The organism is Methylobacterium sp. Leaf85, from assembly GCF_001422125.1.
In the GTDB taxonomy this organism is placed as follows: Bacteria; Pseudomonadota; Alphaproteobacteria; order Rhizobiales; family Beijerinckiaceae; genus Methylobacterium; species Methylobacterium bullatum.
Map to the genome: position 1 here is coordinate 1 of NZ_LMME01000009.1, position 13,336 is coordinate 13,336.

At 72.1% G+C, this 13,336-nt stretch carries 19 protein-coding genes; 5 read left to right on the top strand and 14 right to left on the bottom strand.

Going from position 1 to position 13,336, the window contains the following annotated elements; all coding sequences use genetic code 11:
* Nucleotides 1–95: 95 nt before the first annotated feature.
* The 9 genes from ASF08_RS07565 to ASF08_RS07610 all read right to left on the bottom strand — a co-directional run bounded on the left by ASF08_RS07565 (nucleotide 96) and on the right by ASF08_RS07610 (nucleotide 4,834).
* The gene (locus ASF08_RS07565; RefSeq protein ID WP_056143353.1) at nucleotides 96–956 is read right to left on the bottom strand and encodes a DUF2163 domain-containing protein; all 861 of its coding nucleotides are present in this window, start codon (nucleotides 954–956) and stop codon (nucleotides 96–98) included.
* 15 nt (nucleotides 957–971) lie between these two features.
* Nucleotides 972–1,607: a DUF2460 domain-containing protein gene (locus ASF08_RS07570; protein WP_056143356.1), complete on the bottom strand. Its 636-nt coding sequence runs from the start codon at nucleotides 1,605–1,607 to the stop codon at nucleotides 972–974.
* A gap of 22 nt (nucleotides 1,608–1,629) precedes the next feature.
* Entirely contained in the window at nucleotides 1,630–2,202 is a 573-nt protein-coding gene (locus ASF08_RS07575) for a phage tail tape measure protein (protein ID WP_056143358.1), read from the bottom strand.
* A gap of 256 nt (nucleotides 2,203–2,458) precedes the next feature.
* The gene (locus tag ASF08_RS07585) at nucleotides 2,459–2,677 is read right to left on the bottom strand and encodes a phage tail assembly chaperone (RefSeq protein ID WP_056143362.1); all 219 of its coding nucleotides are present in this window, start codon (nucleotides 2,675–2,677) and stop codon (nucleotides 2,459–2,461) included.
* The gene (locus tag ASF08_RS07590) at nucleotides 2,674–2,997 is read right to left on the bottom strand and encodes a gene transfer agent family protein (RefSeq protein WP_056143364.1); all 324 of its coding nucleotides are present in this window, start codon (nucleotides 2,995–2,997) and stop codon (nucleotides 2,674–2,676) included. Before ASF08_RS07590 ends, ASF08_RS07585 begins: the two co-directional genes overlap by 4 nt.
* Nucleotides 2,997–3,404, bottom strand: coding sequence for a phage major tail protein, TP901-1 family (locus tag ASF08_RS07595; RefSeq protein ID WP_018045758.1), 408 nt, complete (start codon nucleotides 3,402–3,404; stop codon nucleotides 2,997–2,999). Before ASF08_RS07595 ends, ASF08_RS07590 begins: the two co-directional genes overlap by 1 nt.
* 62 nt (nucleotides 3,405–3,466) lie before the next feature.
* Nucleotides 3,467–3,907, bottom strand: coding sequence for a tail completion protein gp17 (gene gp17, locus ASF08_RS07600; protein WP_082473118.1), 441 nt, complete (start codon nucleotides 3,905–3,907; stop codon nucleotides 3,467–3,469).
* Nucleotides 3,904–4,251: a phage head closure protein gene (locus ASF08_RS07605; RefSeq protein ID WP_056143366.1), complete on the bottom strand. Its 348-nt coding sequence runs from the start codon at nucleotides 4,249–4,251 to the stop codon at nucleotides 3,904–3,906. Before ASF08_RS07605 ends, gp17 begins: the two co-directional genes overlap by 4 nt.
* Before the next feature lie 22 nt (nucleotides 4,252–4,273).
* On the bottom strand, nucleotides 4,274–4,834 hold the full coding sequence (locus ASF08_RS07610) for a head-tail connector protein (protein ID WP_056143370.1): 561 nt from the start codon (nucleotides 4,832–4,834) through the stop codon (nucleotides 4,274–4,276).
* A gap of 29 nt (nucleotides 4,835–4,863) precedes the next feature.
* Between ASF08_RS07610 and ASF08_RS07615 the strand changes: the two genes are divergently transcribed.
* Together ASF08_RS07615 and ASF08_RS07620 are read left to right on the top strand one after the other, a co-directional pair.
* A complete protein-coding gene (locus ASF08_RS07615; RefSeq protein WP_056143372.1) occupies nucleotides 4,864–5,634 on the top strand; it encodes a S1 family peptidase in 771 nt (256 codons plus the stop codon).
* Nucleotides 5,635–5,742: 108 nt separating this feature from the next.
* Nucleotides 5,743–6,606, top strand: a complete 864-nt coding sequence (locus ASF08_RS07620; protein WP_056143374.1) for a S1 family peptidase — start codon at nucleotides 5,743–5,745, stop codon at nucleotides 6,604–6,606.
* A 49-nt stretch (nucleotides 6,607–6,655) separates the two neighbouring features.
* Here ASF08_RS07620 and ASF08_RS07625 read toward each other — a convergent pair whose 3' ends face one another.
* Nucleotides 6,656–7,963, bottom strand: coding sequence for a phage major capsid protein (locus tag ASF08_RS07625; RefSeq protein WP_056143377.1), 1,308 nt, complete (start codon nucleotides 7,961–7,963; stop codon nucleotides 6,656–6,658).
* Complete coding sequence (locus ASF08_RS07630; protein ID WP_056143379.1) at nucleotides 7,960–8,502, bottom strand: HK97 family phage prohead protease; 543 nt, start codon at nucleotides 8,500–8,502, stop codon at nucleotides 7,960–7,962. The genes ASF08_RS07625 and ASF08_RS07630 overlap by 4 nt, the downstream gene beginning before the upstream one ends.
* Nucleotides 8,503–8,582: 80 nt before the next feature.
* On the opposite strand from ASF08_RS07630, the gene ASF08_RS07635 reads away from it, so the two are divergent.
* The 3 genes from ASF08_RS07635 to ASF08_RS07645 all read left to right on the top strand — a co-directional run bounded on the left by ASF08_RS07635 (nucleotide 8,583) and on the right by ASF08_RS07645 (nucleotide 9,832).
* Entirely contained in the window at nucleotides 8,583–8,819 is a 237-nt protein-coding gene (locus ASF08_RS07635; protein WP_056143383.1) for a type II toxin-antitoxin system VapB family antitoxin, read from the top strand.
* Complete coding sequence (locus tag ASF08_RS07640; protein WP_056143386.1) at nucleotides 8,816–9,229, top strand: type II toxin-antitoxin system VapC family toxin; 414 nt, start codon at nucleotides 8,816–8,818, stop codon at nucleotides 9,227–9,229. The genes ASF08_RS07635 and ASF08_RS07640 overlap by 4 nt, the downstream gene beginning before the upstream one ends.
* A gap of 165 nt (nucleotides 9,230–9,394) precedes the next feature.
* Nucleotides 9,395–9,832, top strand: coding sequence for a YybH family protein (locus ASF08_RS07645; RefSeq protein WP_056143389.1), 438 nt, complete (start codon nucleotides 9,395–9,397; stop codon nucleotides 9,830–9,832).
* Between the two features lie 5 nt (nucleotides 9,833–9,837).
* Here the strand turns inward: ASF08_RS07645 and ASF08_RS07650 are convergent, their stop codons facing one another.
* The 3 genes from ASF08_RS07650 to ASF08_RS07660 form a co-directional block, all read right to left on the bottom strand.
* The gene (locus ASF08_RS07650) at nucleotides 9,838–10,998 is read right to left on the bottom strand and encodes a phage portal protein (protein ID WP_056143392.1); all 1,161 of its coding nucleotides are present in this window, start codon (nucleotides 10,996–10,998) and stop codon (nucleotides 9,838–9,840) included.
* A gap of 369 nt (nucleotides 10,999–11,367) precedes the next feature.
* The gene (locus ASF08_RS07655; RefSeq protein WP_056143395.1) at nucleotides 11,368–12,645 is read right to left on the bottom strand and encodes a DNA-packaging protein; all 1,278 of its coding nucleotides are present in this window, start codon (nucleotides 12,643–12,645) and stop codon (nucleotides 11,368–11,370) included.
* Nucleotides 12,578–13,327 carry a hypothetical protein gene (locus ASF08_RS07660; RefSeq protein WP_056143400.1) on the bottom strand — a complete coding sequence of 250 codons (750 nt, stop codon included), beginning with the start codon at nucleotides 13,325–13,327 and terminating at the stop codon, nucleotides 12,578–12,580. Before ASF08_RS07660 ends, ASF08_RS07655 begins: the two co-directional genes overlap by 68 nt.
* Nucleotides 13,328–13,336: the final 9 nt, after the last annotated feature.

Here is a 13,336-nt window from a genome sequence, read left to right on the forward strand (position 1 = left end):
TGAAGGGGCCCGATCGGGCCCCTTCATCGTTCAAGCGGCCGACCGCCACTGGCCTGGTTTTACTCCGCCGCAGCGGCCTGGAATTGGTCCGCCCTTTACATTGTGAAGCGGGCAAACACTGGAGGCACTTGCGGATATACTCCCTCAGAGTTTGCCCCGTTTAACCTGATGAATGCGGACAATCCTTGGATACGAGCACACTTGTCGCATCCGGCCGTGAGGGTGAATCGGTCCCCGCCGGCAATGGCGCAGGGCGGCTCCTGCCAGAGTTCGATCCGGGCGCCCCCCTCGACCACTGTGTGGGACCGGACGTCATTGGCGAGTCCCGCATTCGCTCCCGAGTTCCAAGTGAGCCGCCCGCCGCTGAAGCGGCCGGCGGGAAAGGCGCCGGCCAGGGCCGTCAGCATCTCGCCGGGCTGCGCCGGCGCCAGAACGGTCCCGGTGGTGCGGAAGCGCGGATCGGCGAGATCGACGCGGCAGCGCGCATCGCCGAGATCGGCCCCGCAGGTGGCCCGGAAGGTCCGGCCGCGCTCCTCGTCGAGGCGGTCCATCAAGCCGCGCAGCTCCGCGACGAAGGCGGTGCCGGCCCGGCGGATTTCGCCGATCGTGCCCACATCGAGGAGGAGACGCGTTCCCGGATCGGTCCAGTCCACGAGCCACGTCTCGACGCCCGCCGTGTCGTAGAGCCCGCCCGCCACGTCCGCGTCGGCGATGCCGAGCGAGGTCAGCGCCCCGGCCACCTCGCCGCCCCCCACCGCGAAGCCGAGCTCCGCGCTCGCTTCGGCGGCCTCTAACCCGGAGCGCGCAGCGAAGGTGATGCCGGAGAAGACGAGGTCGCGGTCGTGGTCGGTGAAGCCGAGGGTGAGGCCGTCGCGCCGGGTCAGCGACCAGCAATGGCACAAGGTGGTGGACCCGCCGGCGAGATGCGCGGCGAGGGCGGCGGGGATGTCGCGCATGCGTTCAGGCTCCGGTCAGGGCACGATCTCAATGAGCGGCACGTTCGGGATCTCTCCGGCGCTGAAGGCCTGGAGGTCCACGCTGAGCTCGTCGGTGTCGAAGCGGACGGGCACGTCGAACCAGAACCCCGCCGTCACCGGCGCGCCCGCGGCGGGGGCCGTCGCCAGGGTGACGAGGCCCGTGGTGCCGTCGCAGGTGAAGGAAGAGGCCGGTCGCTCGACACCGGCCACCGCCACCCGCACGGTCTCCGCCACCGGCTTGGCGATGAGGCGGCGATAGGGCAGCGGCCCGGTGCCGTAGGTCTTGGCGAGGGGAAACACCCGCGTCGCACCGTCGCCGAGGCCGAGTGGCTGGTCGCCCGGCCCCACCGCCTGGCTCGGCGGCCCCGAGCGATGGTCGATCCGGTCGCGATAGCGGAATCCGTAGAGGCGCCCGCGCCGCTCTTCGAAGAAGGCCAGGACCGCATGCAGAGCGTCGAGGGTGCGGATGCCCAGGCCCGCATCGTAGCGCCGCCGCGAATCGGCCCAGCGGCTGTTGCGGTGCTCGCGCCCCGAGGCCAAAGTCACGATCTCGGTGAGGCGGCTCGGCCCCCCGCTGCCGCGCAGCGCCACGTCGAGGGGAAAGCGGACCTCGTGGAAATCACCGGCCATTGCGGGCCTCCCTGGATGATGGTCAGGATGCGCGACGGCCCCGCGCTACGGCGCGGGCGAGGGCGGCGGCCACCTGCGCCTCGGAGCGGCGGAAGCTCTCTGCATCCGGCGTCGCGATATGGACGGTGACGGAGACCGGCTGCCCCGCCGCCCCGCCGGCGACCCCGAGACGCCCGTCGCTGCCCCGCGTGAGGGGCAGGATCGCCTCCGGGCCGGCCTCGCCCATCAGGCCCGTCCCGTCGCGCATCGGGAAGTAGGTGGGGGCGGCCACCACGCCGCCGCTCGCGAAGGGGCGCACCTTCCCGCCGGAGATCACCCCGCCCTTTGCGAAGGCGGTGCTCGAAGCGCCGGAATTGATCAGGCTCCGCACCAGGGATTCGATGCCGCCCTTCACCGGGTCGAGGACGGCCTTGCCGGCCATGCCGGCGAGCTTGGTCACGAGGGATGTGAGCGCCCCGTCGAGCTGCTTGGCCGGGCCGACCGTGCCGGTGAAGGCCTTGCTCAGGCTGTCGCCGAACTTCTGGGCCAGATTGTCCAGGGTGCTCAGTTGCTTCGCCCGCGCGGCGAGGGTGCGGTCGATCTCGGTCTCGGCCATGGGTGCCTCCTGTCATCTGCGTCTCAGGGGCTCGGTTCTCCCCGTCCCCATCCGATCCACCGACCTCATCCTGAGGTGCCGCAGCGCAGCGAAGGCCTCGAAGGAGGGCTCCAGAAGCCGCAGAGTGGGCTGGAGGGCTCCTTCGAGGCGGCTGTCGCCGCACCTCAGGATGAGGTGGTTTTTTGGGACGAGACGTCCCTCGCGGACAGCACGGCGGCTCGCGCGGGAGCCGGGTTTCATCGACGGCCGAACCAAATCACGACGGGTCTGGATAGGCATCCATCAGCCGCCGCAGGTCGGCGGCGCCGGTCGCGTCGCGGCGGCCGTCGCGACCGGCGGCGGCTATCAATTCGCGGGGCGTCGCCGCCCAGAAGTCGCGCGGGCTCCAGCGCAGGGCGTTCAGGCCCAGGGCCATGGCCTCGTCCCACGGGAAGGCGGAGGGAGCCTCCGGCGCCGTCCCGCCCGTGGGGCTCAAGGGTCCGGCGTCTCGGCCCCGAAGGCGGCGGCGAGCGCCTCGCCGAGGGCCGTTGCGATGGGTTCGATCCCCCCGGAGAGCGGCAGCCGCGCCACCGCTTCGTCGTCGAGATCGTGGCCGCCGCCGCGCAGGGTCGCGCCAAGGAGGGCGATGAGGTCGCGGCTGGCGAGGCGGCCCTCGGCGAAGCGGCCCGCGAGGCCGGTGAGATCGGAGGCGCCGAGCGCGTCTTCCAACTCGGCCAGGGCTCCCAGGGTGAGGCACAGGGTGTAGCGCCGGTCCCCGATCGCGACGGAGACCTCTCCGCGTCTGCGGTTGGCCATCACAGGCTCGTAAAGGTGAGGGGCCCGGCCGAATCGAGGGCCATGTCGAAGGTCACCTCGCCGGCATGGTCGCCGCGATATTCCAGGCTGGTGATCTGAAACAGGCCCTGGATCGTGCCGAAGGCCGGCACCACGACCTGCAGCGTGTCGATGCTGCCGTCGAAGAACATCTGGCGCAGGCGCGCATCGGAGGCCTCGTCGCGAAAAACGCCCGAGCCGGAGACGGCCGCGCGGCGCACCCCCGCCCCGGCCAGCAGCTCGCGCCAGCGCCCGACGGATTCGGCGCTCGTCACGTCCACGGTCTCGGCGTTGAAGGCGAGCTGCCGGGCGCGCAGGCCGGCCACCGCCGTGAACCCCGTTCCCTCGCTGATCCGGATGAGGAGGTCCTTGCCTTTCTGGGCACTCATGGGGTCGCTCCTTGAAGCGGGTTTCGCAAAGGTGGCCACCGGTTCCGCGGAGCAAAACCGGTTCAGGAGGTCGGCAGCCGCTCGGTGACGGCCTGGAGGGTGAGGATGGCGCGGGTCTCGCCGCTGCGCTCGTCACGGGCGCAGGCGAGGGATTCGACCCGCAGGATCGACAGGCCATGGCCGGCGGGGGAGAGCAGCGCCTCGTGCAGGAGCGCGGCGGCCCGGCCGGCGGCCTCGATGGCGCCGCGGCTCGATCCGGGCCTGGCGAAGAGGATCAGCCCGAGCCGATGGGTATGGCGCAGCGCGCCGTCGACGGAATCGTCCCGCATCTCGGCGGGGCCGAACAGCGCGTAGACGGGCGCCGCGCCGCGCGGGGGCTCGTCATGGATGCGGACCGCGCCGCCCATGAGCCGGCCAAGCTCCGCATCAGTGCCGAGGACGGTGAGGATGGCGGCCCGCAGGGCGAGGAGCGGGTTGGCCGGAAGGGACAGGGCATCGCTCACGTCGGGGCTCCCGTGGCTTCGATCAGCTCCTCGACCTCGCAGACGAGGTCGCGCCCGCGCCCGTCGGGATCGCCCGCCGCGCGGATGGCGAAGCGGCGCGAGCCGGAGACGAGCCGCATGGCGGGCGTGACGTCGGCGCGGTAGGCGATGCGAATGCGGTGGGTCGCCACCGCATCGGACCGGCCGCCGCGCGTGCGCTCGGCATGGCCGGTGGAGTCCAGCGTGCCCCAGAGGAGCGGGCCAGCCACGAACCGGCGAAGGTGCCCGCCGAAACCGTCCGGGTCGTCGACGAAGCGTTCGAGCACGTAGCGGCGTCGCCGCGCGCCGATGGGCGGGTGCGTCATGGCAGAGCTCCGGACGGTACGGTTAGAGGCGCATCCGGCGGTGCGGCGCGACGAGCGCCTCCACCATCGGGGCGAGGGTCACCGGCAGGTCGCCCCGGTTCTCGAACCCGTGCGCCGCCACGAGCCGGATCGCCTGGACGAGGGCGGGGGGGACCGGTGGACCCGCCCCTCCGTATCCGGCATCGACCTCGATCAGGGCGGCGGCCCGGGCGAGCGAGGGAAGGGCGGGGGAGACGATCAGCCCCGGCGCTTCCACCGTATCCGGCGCGAGGCGGACGAGGCCGGGGGCGAAGGCCGTGACGGTCCCGGTCGCATCCACCGAGCCCGCGCTCGCCAGGGCGACGAGGGGGCTCAGGGGCAGGGGCACGAACCCGTCGGCGGGCCAGGCCGTGAGCATCACCCCGTAGCGGCCCGGCGCCAGGATGCGCCGCGTCGCCAGCTCCACCATGGCGCGGGCCGAGGCGATCAGGCCCTCCACCAGACCGTCCTCGGCGGTGTTGTCCGGGTCGAGGCGCAGGTGGGCGCGCATGTCGGCCAACGTGACCGGCTCGACGATGGCGGCATCGACGCGTATCGGACTCATCGTCGTCTCCGGGTGGGGCGATGAAGGGGATGGGCGGAATGGATCTCGACATGCGGTCTGCGGGTGTCGCGCTGCTGCTCGGCCTCGCCGCCGCGCCGGCCGGTGCCGTGGTCGGCGGCCGCGAGGCGCCGGAGGCGGCCGGCTCGGCCGTGATGGTGCTGTCCTCGAACGGCGGCGTGTGCACCGGCATCGTCGTGGCGCAGGATGCGGTGCTGACGGCGGGCCATTGCGTGGCGGTGGGCTCCCGCCGGGGCGGCGCGGAGCACCGGGTGCATTTTCGCGACGAGGCGGGCCAGCCGGTGCTGGTCGATCTCGCGGCCCGCACGGTCCATCCCGGCTACGATGCGGGCGCCATCGCCGGGCGCCGGCGCTCCATCGACTTGGCGCTCATCCGCACCGCGACACCGCTTCCCAGCCGCTTCCGGCCGACCCCCCTGAGCACCGCCCTGCCGCGCGCCGGCGAGAGCCTCGTCCTCTCCGGCTACGGGGTGTCGAAACCGGGCGAGGCGCGCACCACCGGCACCTTCCGCAGCGCCGTCCTCCCCGTGGTCGAGCCCTACGGGCAGAGCCGCATCCTGGTCTGGATGAAGCCGTCCGGCGGCGCATCCGGCGCCTGCCAGGGCGATTCCGGCGGGCCGATCGCGGATGCGCCCGGCGGGCCGCCGCTGGCCGTCTCCGCCTGGGTCGGGGGCGGCGCCTGCGGCGCCATCTCGCAGGGCGTCCTGCTGGGGCCGCAGCGCGAGTGGATCGACCAGACCCTCGCCGGATGGGGCCGCTCCGCCGGCTGGTCCGCGCCCTGACGCCGCGCCGCCTCAGCGACGGAACCGGAGCTTGGCCGAGGGATTGCCTTAGGCTAGGCTTCATTCCAGGGACGTCCGGGGCTTTCAGACGGGCGCGGGAGAGACACGATGTTCGCGACCGCGCTCCGCAGGGCCGTCGTAACGGCGCTGGTCGGGCTGATTCCGGCTCCGGCCTTTGCCGTGATCAACGGCGAAGTCTCCCGTGATCCCAATGGGTTGCGCGCCTCGGTGGTGCGCATCGAGAGCACCCAGGGCGAGATCTGCTCGGGCACGCTCATCGGTCCCGATCTCGTGCTGACCGCCGCGCATTGTGTCATGCACCAGGCCGGCTACAGCGTCGTCGCCGTCGACCGGTCGTTCCGCCAGCGCCGCATCTCCGCCATCGCGGCGTCGATGCACCCCGATTTCGTGCCCGGCACCACGCCGGAGGATCAGCCGGGCATCGACTTGGCCCTCATCAAGCTGTCCGAGCCCCTGGGGGCCGATTTCCAGCCCCTCGATCCGCGTGGCGGCGGGGCCATCGGCACCGGCGAGTCGGTGGACATCGCCGGCTTCGGCGTGGTGGCGGAGAACCGCCGCAACACCGCCCGCACCCTGCGGCAGGCGCATCTGGTCTCCATCGGCTCGCTCCAGGTCGCCAACACGGTCACGGTGGTGACCGACCGGCGCAAGCTCGCCGAGACGGCGGGAGCCGGCGCCTGCCTCGGCGATTCCGGCGGGCCGATCCTGCGCGGCGGTCCGGGCGGCTACCAGATCGTCGGCGTGGTCAGCTGGTCGAGCGGCGCCATGCGCCAGGACAAGCGCGCCCGCACCGCCTGCGGCGGCTTCACGGCGGTGACCCCCACCGGCCAGCATGCCGGCTGGATCACCTCCCGCGCCGCCGAGATGGCGCAGCTCTCCCAGAGCGAGGCACCCGCGAGCTTCCGCCGCTCCAACCGCTCGGACTGGATGGCGCGGCCGGGTCGGCGGTAGGGCGCTGCAAGGGCCGCCCCCAGGCTGTTTCGACCGGGGGCAGCGAAGTTTACGCGAACTTCAGCAGCTTGATCGCGTCGAAGTCCTGCACGCCGCCGCCGACGCGCTTGGTCGTGTAGAACAGCACGTAGGGCTTGGCCGAGTAGGGATCGCGCAGGACGCGCAGGCCGGCGCGGTCCACCACGAGGTAGCCGCGCTTGAAGTCGCCAAAGGCGATGGACAGGCTGTTGGCCGCGATGTCCGGCATCGCCTCGGCCTCGGCCACGGGGAAGCCGAGCAGGGTCGCGATCCTGTCGGCCGAGACCGGCGGCTGCCACAGGTAGTTTCCGTCGGCATCCTTCATCTTGCGGATCGTGCTCTGGACCTTGCGGTTCATCACGAAGCTGGCGTTCTGGCGGTAGCCGGCCCGCAGGGCATAGACGAGGTCGAACAGCACGTCGGACGGGTTGGCGGTGGGGAAAGCCCCGGCCGCGCCCGTGGCGACGAAGCCGAGCTTGCCCGGTACCCAGGCGGAATTCGCCACGTTGTCCACGCTGAGGAAGCCGCGCGGGCGGCTGACCCCGTTGCCGGTGACGAAGGCGACGCTCTCCTGTTCGGCGAAGGCGGTCTCCACCTCGTCGGCGAGCCAGGCGTCGATATCGACGATGGCATCGTCGAGGAGCGTCTGGGTCGCCGCCGGCATGGCATAGAGCTCCATGGCCGGGAAGCTCAGTTCCGAGAGGGACGGAGCGTCGGTCTGGGGCCGCGCCGCGGTCTCGGCGACCCAGCCCGAGACCGCATCGGTGGTGGAGACGGCGCGCTTGTAGAGCCCGCCGGAGATGGTGCGCACCGTGGCGAGCGACCGGATCGGCGAGAGATTGGCGAGCCGCCGCAACACGTCCCGTTCGATGGCCTGCGGCACGAGGTAACCGCCATCGGGGCCGGAGCCGGCCGAGAGCGCCTTCTCCTCCAGCCGCTTCAGCCCGCCGCTCTCGCCCGCCCGGACATAGAGATCGAAGGCGGCCTTGTGCTCGACGGACGCCGGATCCGGACGGCTCGGCCCGTCCTCGCCCAGGGGCGGACGGCGGCCGTCGAGGGTCAGGCGGTCGAGGCGGGTGCGCGCCGAGTCGAGGGCCGCGTCGATGCGGGCGAGCTTCTCCTCGGTGAGCGCGTCGCCCGAGCGGCGACCCTCCAGTTCGGCGAGCCGGCTGTCGTTGGTTTCCTTGAAGGCCTCGAAGGCGCGGGAGAGCTCGCCCATGGCGGCGCCCACCTCGGCGTCGGAGGCGGGGCGCGCCGCCTTGTTTTCGAGAAGGGCGTACGGGTCGGCCTTGGTCTCCGGGGCGGCGGCAGCGGCGTTGGGCGAGACGTGGACGGTCATGCGAGCCTCTTGGGTTGGGCGACGGAGGGGAGGGTGAAGGGGGAAACGGCGGGCCGGCCGGACGGCGCTCCGCGCGGGGCGAGCCGACGGGCGAAGGCGCGCAGCTCCATGGCGAGGGGCGCCGCCGTCCCGTCCGGCACGGCGGCGCGGGCGCCGGGCAGGAGGGGGAAGGTGACGAGGGAGATCTCCCAGAGGTCGACCGCCAGCAGGCGGCGCAGGCCGCCGCGCTGTGGGCTCGACCGCAGGGTGCGAAAGCCGATGGACAGACCGTCGAGGCCACCCTCGCGCATGAGCGCGTCGACCTCCCGCCCGCGCTGGACGGCGAGATTGATCACCCCCTCCACCCGCAGGCCGCGCGCATCCTCGCGCAGGGAGAGCCAGCGCCCGATCGGCTCGGCCGGATCGTGCTGGAACAGCATCCGCACGCCGGCGGCCCCGCGCTCGCCGAGGCTCGCCGCGAAGGCCCCGGCGGACACGACATCGTTGCCGAGATCGGGCACGCCGAACAAGCTGGCATAGCCGGTGAAATGGCCGTCCATGGCGGGCTCCCGCTGGGTGGGGTGACAGTAGGGAGAGGGCGGGATATCCTTATCATGCGAAGGATATCTCGGAGGTGCGCATGCCGCTCTACATCAAGGACGACGAGACAGCGGGCCTGGTGGCAAAGCTCGCGAAAGCGTCCGGCGTCACCAAGTCCGAGGCCGTGCGCCGGGCCGTCACGGCCGAACTGAGCCGTCTGACCCCTCCGGTGCCGCTGCGCGAACGCCTCGCCGCCTTGAGGGCCCGTCATCCACTGCCGAAGCCCACGGGGCAGGCCGCCGACAAGGCCTTCTTCGACGACCTGAGCGGAGAATGACGCTCTTCGTCGATGCCTCCGCCCTGATCGCGATCATCGCCGGCGAGGCGGAGGCCGATGCGTTCGCAGATATCCTGGAGACCGATCCCGACAGGCTGTGTTCGGCGCTCTCGCTCTGGGAAACCATCGCCGGCCTCGTGCGCAGCTACGCCTTCACGGTCGAGGCGGCCCGCGAACGGGTTCGCCTGACCTGCGAGGAGTCGGATATCCGCCTTGTTCCGATTTCCGGGCGCGAGTTCGAACTCGCTGTCGAAGCCTATGAGCGCTTCGGCAAGGGCCGGCATCCGGCGTCCCTCAACATGGGCGATTGCCATGCCTATGCCTGCGCGAGAGCCCATCAGGCGGTCCTGCTGTTCAAGGGCGAGGATTTCACCCTCACGGATATCGTTCGGGCCGGACCTTCCAGATAAGCCACCGGCTCGATCGACGTGACACCCGAACTGTCGCGCGCCGATCGAGACGATCGGCCGGGTTGGCAATATCCGCGCGGTTACACCAATATTTCGCTTTCCTCATTGCAGATCAGTGACATTATTCGACTTCGATCGGCTGCGAGTCGGAAATGGGGGATCATCATGAGCTTGGGCGTTAAGCTATGCATCGCATCCGTTCTGCTGTGCCTGCTTGGACCGATCCCGGCCTCAGCCGCGGATCCCACCGCCGATGCCCAGGCCGCGGCGGCCCGCTGGGACAAGACCTATAATTCCGGCGACATGGACGGCCTCAAGGCCCTCTACACCACCGATGCCATGGTGATTCCGAAGGGCGCCCCCGTATCCGGCGCCGACAAGATCGGTGCCTTCTTCGCCGGGCTGAAGGCGAAGGGGTTCGAGGAGCACGCGATCAAGGTCAACTCGGCGCAGATGAAGGGGGACGTTCTCCTCGTCACCGGGCGCTGGTCCATGTCCGGCCCCGGCGAGGGGGGCGCGAAGAAGACGTTCGAGGGCAACTGGGTCAACGTCCTGGAGCGCGAGGGCAACGACTGGCGCACGGTGCTGCACACCTGGAACTGACCGACCTACAACGCCGCCCCGTAGCCCACCGCCTCGCGTTTCTCCGCCTGGCTAAGAAAGTCCGCCGCCTGGACCCGGCGCCAGAGCGATTCCCGCTCCGGCGCCAGCGCCTCGATGGCGTCGAGGTCGGGCTCCAGGCGCGCGGGGCCGAAGGAGGGTTCCAGCCATTGGGCGAGGCTCTCGGCGGTGCGGCGTGCCAGCGGGATCACCGTCTGCCGGTAGAAGGCGCGGTTGGCCTCGGCGTAATTGGCGTGGGTGTTGTCGCCCGCGAGGCCGAGCAGCAGGGGCGGTACGCCGAAGGCCAGGGCGATCTCGCGGGCGGCGGCGGCCTTCGCCTCCACGAAATCCATGTCCTTGGGTGAGAGCGAGAGCGGCTTCCAGTCGAGGCCGCCCTCCAGCAGCAGCGGCCGGCCGGCATTGGCGGCGCCCTGGTAATTCGCCTCCAGCTCGCCCTTGAGGCGGGTGAACTGCGCGTCGCTCAGGGTCGCGCCGGTGGAGGTGGCGTAGACCAGCGCCCCGGAGGGCCGGGCGGCATTGTCGAGGAGCGCCTTGTTCCAGGCCCCGGCGGCGTTGTGGATGTCCAGCGCCACCGCCGCCGCCTCCATGGGCGACAGGCCGTAATGGTCGTCGGCCGGGTGGAACAGGGTGAGATGGAGGATCGGCGGCACGCCCTCGCGGGTCTGGTCGTGCCGCAGAACCCGCCCGCCGACGGTATGGTCGTAGGCGATGGGCCATCCGTCGGGACCCGGCACCACCCGCATCCGGTCCGGACGCAGAGCGTGGAGTTCGCGCGGGGTGCCGTCGAGGCTCACCGCCTCGAGATACGCGTTCCCCGAGACCATGAGGTGCCCGTAGAGCGTCTCCAGCAGGCGCGATCCACCCTCGCGGGCATTCGGCCGCGCGAGGAGGGCGAGGAGCGGATGCGGCCCCGCCCGGTCCGTCAGCACCAGGGGCAGGGAGGCCGCGGCCTCCGCCACCAGCCGCACCGCCCGGTGGACGATGGCGTTGCGCTGGAACCCCTCCCGCGCCAGCGCCCCGTAATCCCGCGCGGTCCAGACCGCCCGGCCCTCGCCATAGAAGGCGATGCCGAGGCCGGAAACCGGCGCCGCCTTGGTCTCGGCAACGGGAAAGGCGGCCCGCGCGAGGCGGGCGAGGAGGTTCGGCATGGGAATGTCCTCGACGGGGAACAACCCTCCCCCCTCTGCGGGGGAGGGTGGTTGCGGAGCGACCGGGAGAGGGGCGGCGCAGGTCTGTCCTGAGAAGGCGGTGCTCCCCTCTCCCCGCACGCGGGGAGAGGGCCACCCTCCCCCGAAAAGGGGACGATATTCACACATCTCTCGGGCAGCGCCGCCCTGCCCTCCTCCCCCTTGTGTGGAGGAGTTGGAGGTGGGGGTGGTCGGGCGACCCTCGAGCCGCGGAGGCTGGCGGAACCACCCCCACTCCTGACCTCTCCCCACAAGGGGGAGAGGGACGCGTCAGCCTGGAAAAGGAGATGTGTGAATCCAGTAGCCCGCAAAGGGGAGAGGGGAATGCGCTCACATCCGCCGGATCCGCGGCTCGGCCCTCGGGCCCAGCATCAGGTGGGTCAGGGCCCAGACGAGGGCGTCGAGGCGGTCGGGCGAGGCGCCGCTGGAGAGGCCGCCCGGCCCGAAATCGCAGAGCTCGTCCTCGAGCGCCGGGAGACTCCCCACATGGTGGACGCGGCCCTGCGCATAGAGCACCGAGACCGGCTCGGCCCGCAGATACTTGCCCCGCGTCGCCCGCACCGGGATCACCGGCACCGAGGCGTCGACCTCGGCGATGACGGCGATGGCCATCTCGCCGCCCTGGTTGACCTCGACCACGAGGCTGTCCGCCTCCAGGCGATGATAGAGCGCCAGGGCGGCGCCGGCCCAGGCCTGCGGGCTCGCCCGGCCCAACGTGGCGTCGGCGACCACATAGGCATGCCCGTCCGGCCCGAGCCCGGCGGCGACGATCCCGCAGGCATCGGCCCCGGCCTTCGAGGAGGCGGGCGGGTCCACCGCCACGACGATCCGCCGAAGCTCCGGCATCCCGTCCCGGCGCGCGGCCTCGATCCCTTCCCGCGTCCAGAGCGCGTCGGGCCGGTCCTCGATCAGCTCGCCGTCGAGCTCCTGCCGCCCGAGCCGCGTGCCGGCGTAGCGCCCCACCACGGCGTCGAGGAAGGAGGGCGCGAGGTTGGCGGCGTTGTCGGCGGTGCGCGAGCGGCTCACCACGGTGAGCGGATCGGCGAGGATGCGGCGGATCAGCGGGATCGGCCGGGGCGTGGTGGTGACGAGGTTGCGCGGCCGGTCGCCGAGGCGCAGGCCGAACTGGATCATGTCGTAGGTGGCGTCCGGCCGGCGCCATTTGGCGATCTCGTCGGACCAGGCGGCGCCGAATTGCGGCCCGCGCAGGGAATCCGGCTCCTCGGCGGAGAAGGCCATCGCCACCGCGCCGTTGGCCCATTCGAGCCGCCGCCGCGAGGGCGACCAGAGCGGCCGCGCCCCGGCCAGCGCCAGCAGGCCGGACGGCCCCTCGATCATCACGTCGCGCACGTCGGCATAGGTCTCGCCGATGAGGGCGATGCGGCCCACCGCCCGGGCGCAGAAGGCGGGGTCGCCCGTGGCCAGGGCCCGCACCCATTCGGCCCCCGTGCGGGTCTTGCCCGAGCCGCGCCCGCCGATCACCGCCCAGGTCGTCCAGTCCCCCCGCGACGGGCAGGGCGGCAGCTGGTCGCTCCGGGCGTTATGGAGCCAGTCCGAGGCCAGCGCCCGGATCAGGTGCGGCGGCAGGCTCGCGAGGAAGGCCGGCATCCGGCCGCTCGCCGAGGCATGCCGCATAGCGCGCCGCGATTGCCGCGCGCAGGGCGGGCAGGTCGCTGTCATCGGCCGGGGGGCGGGACGTCGCAGAAGCCCCGTCCGCAAGGTTGCGTTGCGCATCGCTTCGCTCCCGGTCTTCGCTGGAGAGGTCGTCGAGCAGCCGTTTCAGGCCGCCGAGGTCGCGCAGCACCTTCGCGGAATCGAGCGCGGGCGGCGTCTCGCCGCTCAGGGCCGCGTCGAACCGCGCGATCTGGCGGCCGATATGGGCGCGCAGGGCCTCGCCCAGATTGTCCATCACCCGCGCCGCCGAAGGGGCCGCCCCGGCCTTCGGCGGGCGTGGTGCCGGGCGGGCGCGCGGCCTGCGCGCGAAGCCGCAGGCGCGGAACAGGGCCGGCGCACCGGCGACGGTGCCGCCCAGCGCCAGAGCCAGCGTCGCGGGCTCGATCTCCATCATCCCGTAGAGCGTCTCCACGGCGCGCCGCCGCGCGGGCGCCCAGGCTCCGGGGTCGAGCCGACGCTGCGCGTCGCTCACCCCCTCGCGCCAGCCATGCTGGCGGTTCCACGTGCTGATCGTCTGGGGGCGGACCCCCGTCCGCTCCGCGATCTCGCGGCTCGTCATGCTCGTCGTCCGCATCAGTTGCTCGACGAGCCGGCGTGTCTCCAGGGGAAGCTCCATCTCGCTGCC

Coding starts and splice junctions, on each gene's coding strand:
- ASF08_RS07565 (WP_056143353.1), bottom strand. CDS start 956: ATGCGCGACATCCCCGCCGCCCTCGCCGCGCATCTCGCCGGCGGGTCC.
- ASF08_RS07570 (WP_056143356.1), bottom strand. CDS start 1,607: ATGGCCGGTGATTTCCACGAGGTCCGCTTTCCCCTCGACGTGGCGCTG.
- ASF08_RS07575 (WP_056143358.1), bottom strand. CDS start 2,202: ATGGCCGAGACCGAGATCGACCGCACCCTCGCCGCGCGGGCGAAGCAA.
- ASF08_RS07590 (WP_056143364.1), bottom strand. CDS start 2,997: ATGGCCAACCGCAGACGCGGAGAGGTCTCCGTCGCGATCGGGGACCGG.
- ASF08_RS07595 (WP_018045758.1), bottom strand. CDS start 3,404: ATGAGTGCCCAGAAAGGCAAGGACCTCCTCATCCGGATCAGCGAGGGA.
- ASF08_RS07605 (WP_056143366.1), bottom strand. CDS start 4,251: ATGACGCACCCGCCCATCGGCGCGCGGCGACGCCGCTACGTGCTCGAA.
- ASF08_RS07610 (WP_056143370.1), bottom strand. CDS start 4,834: ATGAGTCCGATACGCGTCGATGCCGCCATCGTCGAGCCGGTCACGTTG.
- ASF08_RS07615 (WP_056143372.1), top strand. CDS start 4,864: ATGGGCGGAATGGATCTCGACATGCGGTCTGCGGGTGTCGCGCTGCTG.
- ASF08_RS07620 (WP_056143374.1), top strand. CDS start 5,743: ATGTTCGCGACCGCGCTCCGCAGGGCCGTCGTAACGGCGCTGGTCGGG.
- ASF08_RS07625 (WP_056143377.1), bottom strand. CDS start 7,963: ATGACCGTCCACGTCTCGCCCAACGCCGCTGCCGCCGCCCCGGAGACC.
- ASF08_RS07630 (WP_056143379.1), bottom strand. CDS start 8,502: ATGGACGGCCATTTCACCGGCTATGCCAGCTTGTTCGGCGTGCCCGAT.
- ASF08_RS07635 (WP_056143383.1), top strand. CDS start 8,583: ATGCCGCTCTACATCAAGGACGACGAGACAGCGGGCCTGGTGGCAAAG.
- ASF08_RS07640 (WP_056143386.1), top strand. CDS start 8,816: ATGACGCTCTTCGTCGATGCCTCCGCCCTGATCGCGATCATCGCCGGC.
- ASF08_RS07645 (WP_056143389.1), top strand. CDS start 9,395: ATGAGCTTGGGCGTTAAGCTATGCATCGCATCCGTTCTGCTGTGCCTG.
- ASF08_RS07650 (WP_056143392.1), bottom strand. CDS start 10,998: ATGCCGAACCTCCTCGCCCGCCTCGCGCGGGCCGCCTTTCCCGTTGCC.
- ASF08_RS07655 (WP_056143395.1), bottom strand. CDS start 12,645: ATGCCGGCCTTCCTCGCGAGCCTGCCGCCGCACCTGATCCGGGCGCTG.
- ASF08_RS07660 (WP_056143400.1), bottom strand. CDS start 13,327: ATGGAGCTTCCCCTGGAGACACGCCGGCTCGTCGAGCAACTGATGCGG.